Consider the following 9,800-nt stretch of genomic DNA (forward strand, 5'->3'; position numbering starts at 1 on the left):
ATTCCCTTGAGCTTGTCGGAGTGATGCGTATTAAAATAATGCATATCATCCCCCTTTTTCTTCTCATTCTGGTACTTGCGGGTACCGGCTGCATCGGGACCAAAGGTATCACGGTCAACAAGACTGCGCCTCCGGCCATCCTTGTCGATTACCACCGCGTGGGGGGTATCGGCGGAACAGATGATCGCCTGGTGATCTTCACCAATGGTATTGCTGCAATCTCCCGGGGATCAGCTACTAGCGAGATAGCCTTAAACGACACAGACCTTGCCCTCCTCTCTGTGCTCTTTAACGAGTCTGATTTCGCGCAACTCCAGACCAGCTACCCGGCAGCCCGTCAGAGCCCGGATATTCTCACCTATACAATTACGTATATGGGTAAGACTGTGATGGCTCAGGATACGGATGTTCCCCCCTCTCTTGAGACGATTATTGATAAACTCAACAGCATCCTTACGAGGGCCGTCCCGCAGAAGACTGCCTATCCGACACTGGGGCTCTCGTCGCCATAAACTGTGGTCGGGGCCGAGGGACACTCTCTGAGATCTGCGGAGCAGCCATAGAAAAATAAGGTTTTGGAGATTGCGGGATTGCCCGTGGACAGATTTTCTCTCTCTGTTTCCGGTTCATGGCTCGGGCGGCCATTCGGATTCAGTACAGGGACAGCCTGCGCCTCGAATGCATCGATGCCCGGAGGAAGGGTATTCCTGTCCGCAAACAGGGTTCCGGGGAAACAGATAATGCATTAAAAAAGAAGGATTACTTGTTCTCGTACATGCACGACTGCACATCGTGACCGAGTTTGCCGATTGCATCGGCACGGCAGCGCTGGCAGTGCCGCATCTGTTTGACATACTTCGAGCAGGCATCCTGCATCTTTTTCTTCATCTCGGGGGTCGGCGGGGCGATATCAGCAAATTTGTACTGTGCAATGAGGGGGATAATGTTGAAGGTATACACACCCATTTCCCCGACCTTCTTTGCAATATCCACGATATGGTCTTCGTTGATGCCCGGGATGTAGACCGTATTTATCTTGACGATCATATGCCGGGCCACGGCCATCTCTATGCCCTTGAGCTGCTGGGAGAGGAGCAGCTTTGCAGCCTCAATGCCCGTGTACCTCTTTCCCTGATACTCGATGAACTGGTAGATCTTCGCCCCGATCTCCGGATCGATCGCGTTGAGCGTGACCGTAATATTGCCTACATCGTACTTCTGGAGCAGGTCGATCTTGTCCGGCAGGAGCAGGCCGTTGGTGCTGATGCATTTGATGACCCCCGGGTATTTTTCATGGAGGCGCCTGAGCGTCTCGAACGTCTCCTCGTTCGCCAGCGGGTCCCCAGGGCCTGCTATCCCGACAACCTTGATATAATCATATTTCTTGGTGACCTTGTCAACCATCTCCATGGCCTCTTCCGGGTTGAGGATCCGCGTGGTCACCCCCGGTCTGCTCTCGTTGACACAGTCAAAATCCCGGATACAGTAGTTGCACTGGATATTGCATTTGGGGGCCACGGGAATGTGACAGCGCCCGAAGGCATGGCATGCCTTCTCGGAAAAACAGGGGTGCTCCTGGATCTTTCGCATCTGGGCAGGATCCCACTGCACTTTCTTTCCCGCGACCTCTGTGGTCTTTAATTCGTCTGACATAGGCGGTACGTTCTACTTTTCGTGTTCCATCTATAAATAAAATTCAATAGGGGTAGTTTTCATTCTGTGCACCCTGTCTGGTGCGGCAGGAATTCTGAATTACGGTAGGCAAATCAGCCGGTAATTTTTTCGTTGTCCTGAGGGATATGGGTAGAGAATACCCAGGAAAAATCCGGATTAACGATATAGACCGGGAATGTTCCCAGCAGTGTCTTTTGCTCGACCTGGTAGATCTGTGTTTCGAGCAGCAGCGCTGCGGCTTTGCACAGCGCGGAAACCCCGGGGTCCTCTGTCGCTTCCCCACCAGTGACAGTCCTGTCGGATTGGCTGGTGATCTCGATCTGGCGGAGGAGGCATGCAGCCTTATCTTCCGTGAACCGGTTCAGAAGGTCGCGGCTGGTGATGCCGTGGATGTACCGCATGATGAAGTACAGGGTGACAATAGCCACGCCTATGGCAAGGAAAAAGTGCCCGAGTTCCTTTAATTCTGTCACCGAGAGGACGTTACTGACGGTCATTCCGGGCAGGAGGATGATGGTCGAGACGATTGCAATAAGGGCAAGCGCTGCGCCTAACAGGAAGAGGAAGGAGACCACCTGCTCCGGGATCTTCCTTCTGATCAGGTGTGCCTTCATCCCGGATACACCGGAGAAGAAATCGATGGTATAGGGTTCCAGTTTCCAGACAAGGAAGTAGAAGGTGATGATGGCGATGGACTGGAAGAGGATGATCCCGGTGTGGGTGGGGGAGAGTGTACCATTGGCGGCCATCGCAAGTACCAGAAGAATATCGAGAGAAAAAATCAGTGCAAACCCGTAAAAAAGCGGCCGGCAGTTGATAAAAAACGCATTGAGGAAGACGCGGGTGAACCTTTTTGTGCTGACAATGATGCCATTCTCGCGGAGGCGGACAAGATAGCGGGAGATCTCGGTCTGAGGGAGGGTCGTATGCCGCAGGTTGTGGGGAATGAGGAGGGTAATAAAATAGAACATAAACAGGAAGAAACTGGCAGAAACAAAGAGCAGAGGGTAGATCGGATTCTCGATAAAGAAGAAGATATTGACGAGGATTGCCACCCCAAGGATGACAAGGGTGACCCTGCCCGGAGTACCTGAGGCATACAGGCGCCGGTGCCGCTCCCGCTCCTTGTGGATCTCCGTCCAGAGCGTCTTGTGCAGGGCGGAAATGGTTCCGGAAATCCGTGCGGGGTCCTTGTGTTCCATGACACTCTCCGGAATGGCCGGGAGATGGTGTCCGGGCCGGTCCTTAACCTATCTATCTGAGAAGCAAGGGTATATTGTTTACCGGCGAATTGTAGGTAGGAGTACCATGAAGAAGTCCGAGAAACTCAAAGGAAAGGAGAAAGTGGCTGCGCGAAAGGATCAGCACAAAAAAGTGGGAATCGCGGCAGCAATCATCGTGCTGGTCATTGCCGTTATCGCCATCTATTTCGTGTTCGTTGTGCCGCCCGTGGTGGTGGCAGCAGGGGATACCGTAAATGTCACGTATACCCTTATGTTCGACAATAAGACGGTCTATCAGACCAATGTCAACACATCCCCCTTCACCTTCACGGTCGGGAGCAGCCAGGTGCTTCCCGGTTTTGATGCAGCAGTACGGGGGATGAAGGTGAACGAGGAAAAGACAATAACGATCCCTGCCGACCAGGGGTATGTCTATAATCCAAATCTTGTAGCTATTGTTCCAAAGAGTCTGTTCTCGGGAAATCAGACTATTTATCCCGGTGAAAAGGCCTATTTCCAGAGCAACACAGGAGGTATTATTCCGGTTGTCGTGCTCAATGTCACTGATGCCGGGGTGGCGGTGGATGGAAACAATCCGCTTGTGGGTCAGAATCTGACATTCGATATCAAGATCGATTCCATCCAGAAAGCGGCCTCAGGGAGCACTGCCACGACCACGGCAACTTCCTGATTTTTTTAATTCGCTCAGCAACCGGCCGGGCTTTTTTGGAAACAGGGGGCCCCTCCCGCACGTACGAAGGGTGGGGCCCTCCTTCTTTTCATGATCAGGGGGTCCCCTTCACTATGAGGAAAGCGGGTCCGGCTTTTTTTTGTGCGGACACCTACTATGGGGGAAGGGGGTACTTTCGATCCGCAATTGTTGAAAGGGACTCCCGCTTGTGATCATGATAACTGGGTCCCCCTTATCATTGAGGAAAGGGGGACCCCCGATCCCCTCTCGTCTGACACTTCAGTGGAAACACAGGTTCTGAAACTGGAATAAACCAAGGGGGTCCCGCTTTATGCTGAGTGAAGTGGGCCCCGGTTATTTTTTTGCAGACGCCCCCATGGGCCGGAGGAGGGCCTGTGATTTTTTTGAAGGGGGTGTCCCTGATCATAAAACCGGGTAGGGAAGGGTGATCATGCTGAGGGGAGGGGGTGGAATCATAATGGGGCGATACCCCCTTCTGCTGTATCCTCACAAACCTGCCAGAAAAGAATGGGCCCGACCGGATTCGAACCGGTGACCTTCGCCGTGTAAGGGCGACGTCATACCGCTAGACCACGAGCCCGATAACCTACTTATGTCGGACTGGAACGTATTAAAATTGTCGTGAAACGCTCCCTCGGCGGGAAAAAAAGGGATTACTCTTTCTTCGCTATCTTGATGTCGATGCCGTACTTCTCGGCATTCCGGTCGGCCATGGCCTGGATGGCAGCGATCTCGGCATCCTGCCTCTTGGGCTTGAAGAGGTGGCGGAACCGTTTCTGGGTCTTGAGGTACTCCTCAACGGGTTTCCTGACAACTTTCTTTGCCTTCGTCACTTTTCCGTCCACCATCTCGTAGTTCACCCAGAGGCCGGTCTCGATGGCGAGCTTTGCAATCGCGATCGTCTGCTCCCCTTCAAAACCCCAGCCGGTGCAGCAGGGCACGTGGATCTGGACATAGGTCGGGCCTACCGTGTTGATCGCCTTTTCCACCTTCTGGATAAGATCATTCGGGTATGCTATGGACGCGGTTGCAACGTACGGGGCGCCGTGAGCCGCGAGGATCTGGGGCATGTCCTTTTTCGGGCGCTTGTTCCCGAAGGACTGCGACCCGGCCGGGCTCGTGGTTGTGCTCGCATCGTAAGGGGTGGCCCCGGATCGCTGGATGCCGGTGTTCATATAGGCCTCGTTATCGTAGCAGATATAGGTGATATCGTGGCCGCGTTCGAACGCGCCGCTGATGCAGAGCATTCCGATATCGAATGTCGCCCCGTCACCAGCCATCACGATGACCTTCTCTTTCCTGCCCTGTTTCTTGAGCGAGGACTCTATCCCGGAGGCAACTGCCGATGCGTTCTCGAAGAGCGAGTGAATCCACGGGACCTTCCACGCGGTCTCTGGATACGGTGTGGAGAAGACCTCCATGCAGCCCGTTGAAGAGACCACAATGGAATTCGGTCCCGCCGCCTTGAGCATGAGCCGGGCTGCGAGAGCAGCGCCGCATCCCCCGCAGGCCCGGTGGCCGGCGTCGAAGAGTTCGCAGGATTTGTCCGCCATGATCAGAGCACCTCCTTGCGTAGCCCGATAAACTGGTCGCCCTTGCCCTTCTCCGCAAGCGCGACAACTTCGCGGATGTCCTTCTTCCGCACGTCCCTGCCGCCAAGGCCGATAATGTAATCGTACACCGGGACAGCCGAGCCGTAAAGTGCGTCCTTTACTTCGAGAGCCACGGCACCCTTTGCGCCAAGCGAGATGTTCTTGTCGAGAACCGCAACGTGCTTTGCCCCTTTGAGGGCCTTTGCCACATCCTCGGAAGGGAAGGGGCGGAAGACCCGGATCTTGAGAAGCCCGACCTTCTTTCCTTCAGCCCGCATATCATCGATGGTGTCCTTGACGGTGCCGCAGATCGAACCCATGGCAACGATCACGGTCTCCGCATCCTCAAGTTTGTATCCCTCGACCAGTGCGCTGTAATCCCGGCCAAACATCTTCCCGAACTCGGCCCCGGCAGTCCGGATCGCGGCCGCAGCATCCTTGAGCGCCTTGTCGGTCTCGTACCTGAACTCGAGGTAATACTCGGGTGTTGCGTACATCCCGAAACTGATGGGGTCAGCCGCGTCGAGTTTTTCTTTTGGTACAAACTTCGGGAGGTACTTATCGGCGTCTTCCTGCGAGATCATGTCCACCGGTTCATAGGTGTGAGAGAGAATGAACCCGTCGAAGCAGACCATGGCCGGGAGCAGGACCGCGGGGTTTTCTGCGACCTTGTAGGCGATATAATGGAGGTCGGTTGCCTCCTGGTTGTCCTCGGCATAGACCTGGAGCCAGCCGGAATCCCGCAGGGAGATCGAATCCTGCTGGTCGTTCCAGATGGAGAGGGGAGCCCCCATAGCCCGGTTGGCAATGGTCATGACAATGGGCAGGCGCATACCGGCCACGTTGAAGCAGACCTCGTACATCAGGGCGAGGCCCTGCGAAGTCGTTGCGGAATAGGTCCTCGATCCTGCTGCGCTTGCCCCAATGCAGGCGGAAAGTGCGGAGAACTCGCTCTCGACCGTGATGTAGTCCGCGTCGAGTTTCCCGTTCGCCACCATCTCGGCGAGCGCTTCGACAATGTGGGTCTGGGGCGTAATCGGGTACGCGGAGACGACTTGCGGGCGGCAAAGCCGGACCGCCTCGGCGACAGCCATCGAGCCTTCGGTAATTTCGAGCATCTACTTCTCCTCCTGTTTCATCGAGATCGCATCTTTCGGGCACTCCTGTGCGCACATGCCGCAACCCTTGCAGTAGGCATAATCGGGATCGAAAAACCCTTCGGCATCTTCGGTGATGCAGCCTTCGGGGCAAATGATCTGGCAGGTCCCGCATTTGGAGCATATTTCGTGATCGAATATGGGCTTGAAGACCCTCCACGAACCGGTCTTATTGTCCCGCGCCTTTCCCGGCCGGGCCCGGCAGCCAACAGCCAGCGCCATTATGCAGCACCTCCCTTGACAGCCTCGAATGCCTGGCGGGCAGCCTCAATGTTCTTCTCCGCGAGCTCTTTGGGGAACCGGTGGGTAAGCGCGTTCTTGAGTGCATCGAACTTGATCTCGCCGGTTGCGGCGGCGAACGCTCCCATGAGGGAGGTATTGGTGATGGGAAGACCGATCACCTTGAGCGCAATGGACGTTGCGTCGATGGTGATCAGCCTGACTCCCTCGGGCACCTTGTAATCCGGTGCCTTCTCGGTATTGACGATGACGATCCCGCCCTTCTTTACCCCGGAAAAAACATTCACGTCCTTGATGAGCGTGCTGTCCTGGACAATGATATAGTCCGGTTCGTACACCTGGCTCCGGAGCCGGATCTTCCGGTCATCGAACCGTACAAATGCCTGGACCGGAGCGCCGCGCCGCTCGACACCAAACGCAGGGAACGCCTGCGAAAAAACGCCCCCTTCAAACGCAGCAACAGCAATAAGTTCCGCAGCGGTGACCGAGCCCTGGCCGCCCCTGCCGTGGATACGTAGTTCTCTCAAAGGAAAAATCCCCCAGAGATCTTACATGATAAATCGATATAAATCTAGAGATCTACATCGACGCCGAGGATGCTCCGGGCCCCGGAAAAGACTTCAAGAGCAATGGCTGCAAGTCCGCGGGATGCGCACCATTCATCGTAAACGGCCACATCCTGCCCCAGAAGCGCTTCCACCTCAGGTGCAATGGTGGGCGCAAGCGACCCGGCCAGTGCTACCCGGGCGCGCGGATTGAGCAAAAGGAGCGCGGCGCACTCCATGGCCGAGAACATGGCCACGGTCCGCATGCGCAGGTCCCCGTCATCGGGAAGGGAATAATTTACACCGGCCTTCTGGAACGCCTCATTTGCCGTGCACTCGCCGGCATCAACCCGGCGGATGGCGTCCACGTCGAGCGCGCCGTGCCGGGTACCGGGCGCAAAGATGCAGGCGTCAAAGGCCCCGGCCAGTTTTCCTGCGGAGACGAGCAGGGTCACGGTGTTGGAGCTGGCATCGGAGACCACGACATCGTCCCCCAGATCATTGCAGACCGCAAAGGCGATCCCGATCTTTTCCGGGCTTGCCTGGTGGGAGTAGGCCTTGAACCGGGGATCGGTGGGAGAGCCGCGGTGCAGGCCGGGAATGACCACCGCGGGGATGCCGCTCTTTTTTACTTCGTCAAAGACCTTTGTCCCGCCGCCGATGTGCTTGCCCGCACCCTCGCGGCTGACAATCCCCCGGTTTTTTACCTTATCAATCGGGGTGATCTTCGAGAAGTTGTCGCCCATCGAGTAACAGAGCGCAATACCCTCTATCTCGTCAGGGGGGCAGAGCCGGGCAAGATCGCTGATCGAGAACCTGGTAGCCTCTTCGCGCGTCATCTTGAACTGGTTCTTCCTGGAGGCAAACCGCATGGCGGTCGTGCCGTGGTCGATCCCCACAAACATAGCAGTAATCCTATAGCATAGGCTACATATTAGGTAGTGATGTTTGATGTGGTGACAGGCGGGGCCGGGTTTATCGGCTCCCATCTGGTTGATACACTCGTTGCACAGGGTAACGAAGTGCTTGTCATCGATTCGCTCTGCGCAGGACACCGTGAATGTATTGCCCGCCACATAGACACGGGCGTGGCCCGGTTTGTCAGGGCTGACCTTTTGCGCGATGGCTGGCAGGAGCATATCGAGGGAGCGGACCGGGTCTTCCACCTTGCAGCCGACCCGGATGTCCGGCAGAGCGCAATCGACCCCGAACCGGCCCTGCAGAACAATATCATGGCCACGTACCGCGTGCTCGAAGCCATGCGCAAATACGAGGTCCCGGAGATTGTCTTTACCTCGACCTCCACGGTCTACGGTGAGGCAACGGTCATTCCTACGCCGGAAGACTATGCTCCTCTCCTGCCGGTCTCGGTGTACGGGGCAAGCAAGCTGGCCTGCGAGGCGCTGATCTCCTCGTACTGTTATTCCTTTGGCATGAAAGCCTGGATCTACCGGTTTGCCAATATCGTGGGCGAACGCAGCGGCCACGGAGTCATCACGGATTTCATAAAAAAACTCAGGGAGAACCCCAACGAGCTCGAGATCCTCGGGGACGGGAAGCAGGTCAAGTCCTATCTCGAAGTCCACGAGTGCGTTGCCGCCATGCTCTTTGCCCTGCGCACCAAGGGGACCGTCAATATATTCAATATCGGTTCCGAGGACTGGATCGATGTAAAGAGCATTGCAGAGATCGTGGCAGAGGAGATGCACCTGCCGGACGTGAAGTTCCGGTTTACCGGCGGCGAGCGGGGATGGGTGGGCGATGTGCCGAAAATGCAGCTCTCCATCGACCGGATCAAGGGGAAACGCTGGAAGCCACAGCTCGGGTCGCGCGAGAGTGTGAAACTGGCGGTCCGCGACCTGCTTAAATCCTAAGTGAGGGGAGCGCTACGAAGCCTGCAAAGTGTATCCTTATCCTTGGAGATGGGATGGCCGACGAGCCGATCCCGGAACTCGGGGGGAAGACCCCGCTGGAGTACGCAAAGACCCACAACATGGACCGGATGGCGCGGGAAGGCGCCTGCGGCATGGTGCACACGATTCCCGACGGCTTTGAAGCGGGAAGCGATATCGCGAATATGTCCATCCTCGGGTATGCCCCGGAGAAATACTACACCGGGCGGGGCCCGCTCGAGGCGATGAGCATGGGGATCGATCTCGCCCCCACGGACGTCGCCTACCGCTGCAATATTGTTACCGTCCGGGATGAGGTGATGGCGGACTTTTCCGCGGGCCATATCACGAGCGCCGAGGGCGCTGCCCTCCTCGCTTCCCTTGCCCCCGAGGTGCCCCGGGTCACGGTAAAGGCCGGGGTTAGCTACCGCAACCTCCTGATCGTCCCCCACGGTTCGGCTGCGGAGTCCACCCCGCCTCACGATATCGTGGGCCAGCCGATTGCGGAATACCTGCCCCGGAACGGGGATGCCGATCTCCTCCTCTCCTGCATGGAAACGAGTCGCAGGGTGTTTGCCGGTCACCCTGTCAATGAGGCTCGGATAAAGGCGGGGAAGACCCCGGCAACGCAGATATGGCCGTGGAGCGGCGGGTTCCGACCGGCGTTCCCGGCATTCTCTGAAAAATACCGGCGCACGGGGGGCATGATCTCTGCTGTGGACCTCCTCAATGGTATCGCCCGCTGTGCCGGCATGGAGGTCATCA

The 9,800-nt window shown here is 56.6% G+C and carries 11 protein-coding genes and 1 tRNA gene; 4 read left to right on the plus strand and 8 right to left on the minus strand.

Features of this window, described 5'->3' with window-relative positions; genetic code table 11:
• The first annotated feature begins 23 nt into the window (after positions 1-23).
• Positions 24-512, plus strand: coding sequence for a hypothetical protein (locus tag VMS83_RS03715; RefSeq protein ID WP_325409997.1), 489 nt, complete (start codon positions 24-26; stop codon positions 510-512).
• Positions 513-759: 247 nt separating this feature from the next.
• On the opposite strand, the gene nifB is transcribed toward VMS83_RS03715, so the two are convergent.
• Positions 760-1,653, minus strand: a complete 894-nt coding sequence (gene nifB, locus VMS83_RS03720; protein ID WP_325409999.1) for a nitrogenase cofactor biosynthesis protein NifB — start codon at positions 1,651-1,653, stop codon at positions 760-762.
• Positions 1,654-1,766: 113 nt separating this feature from the next.
• Entirely contained in the window at positions 1,767-2,876 is a 1,110-nt protein-coding gene (locus tag VMS83_RS03725; protein WP_325410001.1) for a hypothetical protein, read from the minus strand.
• A gap of 106 nt (positions 2,877-2,982) precedes the next feature.
• Here VMS83_RS03725 and VMS83_RS03730 point away from each other — a divergent pair, with 106 nt between their 5' ends.
• On the plus strand, positions 2,983-3,588 hold the full coding sequence (locus tag VMS83_RS03730; protein WP_325410002.1) for an FKBP-type peptidyl-prolyl cis-trans isomerase: 606 nt from the start codon (positions 2,983-2,985) through the stop codon (positions 3,586-3,588).
• Between the two features lie 529 nt (positions 3,589-4,117).
• Here the strand turns inward: VMS83_RS03730 and VMS83_RS03735 are convergent.
• The 6 genes from VMS83_RS03735 to VMS83_RS03760 all read right to left on the minus strand — a co-directional run bounded on the left by VMS83_RS03735 (position 4,118) and on the right by VMS83_RS03760 (position 8,048).
• Positions 4,118-4,189 (minus strand) — tRNA-Val (locus VMS83_RS03735).
• A gap of 73 nt (positions 4,190-4,262) precedes the next feature.
• Entirely contained in the window at positions 4,263-5,162 is a 900-nt protein-coding gene (gene porB / locus VMS83_RS03740; protein WP_325410004.1) for a pyruvate synthase subunit PorB, read from the minus strand.
• A gap of 2 nt (positions 5,163-5,164) precedes the next feature.
• Positions 5,165-6,319, minus strand: a complete 1,155-nt coding sequence (porA, locus tag VMS83_RS03745; RefSeq protein ID WP_325410006.1) for a pyruvate synthase subunit PorA — start codon at positions 6,317-6,319, stop codon at positions 5,165-5,167.
• Positions 6,320-6,580 carry a 4Fe-4S binding protein gene (locus VMS83_RS03750; protein WP_325410008.1) on the minus strand — a complete coding sequence of 87 codons (261 nt, stop codon included), beginning with the start codon at positions 6,578-6,580 and terminating at the stop codon, positions 6,320-6,322.
• Entirely contained in the window at positions 6,580-7,125 is a 546-nt protein-coding gene (locus VMS83_RS03755) for a pyruvate ferredoxin oxidoreductase subunit gamma (protein ID WP_325410010.1), read from the minus strand. The genes VMS83_RS03750 and VMS83_RS03755 overlap by 1 nt, the downstream gene beginning before the upstream one ends.
• A gap of 44 nt (positions 7,126-7,169) precedes the next feature.
• Complete coding sequence (locus VMS83_RS03760) at positions 7,170-8,048, minus strand: methanogenesis marker 12 protein (RefSeq protein ID WP_325410011.1); 879 nt, start codon at positions 8,046-8,048, stop codon at positions 7,170-7,172.
• 39 nt (positions 8,049-8,087) lie between these two features.
• Here VMS83_RS03760 and VMS83_RS03765 point away from each other — a divergent pair, with 39 nt between their 5' ends.
• Together VMS83_RS03765 and apgM are read left to right on the plus strand one after the other, a co-directional pair.
• Positions 8,088-9,017, plus strand: a complete 930-nt coding sequence (locus tag VMS83_RS03765) for an NAD-dependent epimerase/dehydratase family protein (protein WP_325410013.1) — start codon at positions 8,088-8,090, stop codon at positions 9,015-9,017.
• Between the two features lie 53 nt (positions 9,018-9,070).
• The coding region (gene apgM, locus VMS83_RS03770) for a 2,3-bisphosphoglycerate-independent phosphoglycerate mutase (protein ID WP_325410015.1) at positions 9,071-9,800 on the plus strand (730 nt) is incomplete at its 3' end.

The organism is Methanoregula sp. (assembly GCF_035543475.1).
Lineage (GTDB): Archaea > Halobacteriota > Methanomicrobia > Methanomicrobiales > Methanospirillaceae > Methanoregula.

Bases quoted from the DNA above. Each gene is read 5' to 3' on its own strand.
- VMS83_RS03715 (WP_325409997.1), top strand. From the start codon at position 24: ATGCGTATTAAAATAATGCATATCATCCCCCTTTTTCTTCTCATTCTG.
- nifB (WP_325409999.1), bottom strand. From the start codon at position 1,653: ATGTCAGACGAATTAAAGACCACAGAGGTCGCGGGAAAGAAAGTGCAG.
- VMS83_RS03725 (WP_325410001.1), bottom strand. From the start codon at position 2,876: ATGGAACACAAGGACCCCGCACGGATTTCCGGAACCATTTCCGCCCTG.
- VMS83_RS03730 (WP_325410002.1), top strand. From the start codon at position 2,983: ATGAAGAAGTCCGAGAAACTCAAAGGAAAGGAGAAAGTGGCTGCGCGA.
- porB (WP_325410004.1), bottom strand. From the start codon at position 5,162: ATGGCGGACAAATCCTGCGAACTCTTCGACGCCGGCCACCGGGCCTGC.
- porA (WP_325410006.1), bottom strand. From the start codon at position 6,319: ATGCTCGAAATTACCGAAGGCTCGATGGCTGTCGCCGAGGCGGTCCGG.
- VMS83_RS03750 (WP_325410008.1), bottom strand. From the start codon at position 6,580: ATGGCGCTGGCTGTTGGCTGCCGGGCCCGGCCGGGAAAGGCGCGGGAC.
- VMS83_RS03760 (WP_325410011.1), bottom strand. From the start codon at position 8,048: ATGTTTGTGGGGATCGACCACGGCACGACCGCCATGCGGTTTGCCTCC.
- VMS83_RS03765 (WP_325410013.1), top strand. From the start codon at position 8,088: ATGTTTGATGTGGTGACAGGCGGGGCCGGGTTTATCGGCTCCCATCTG.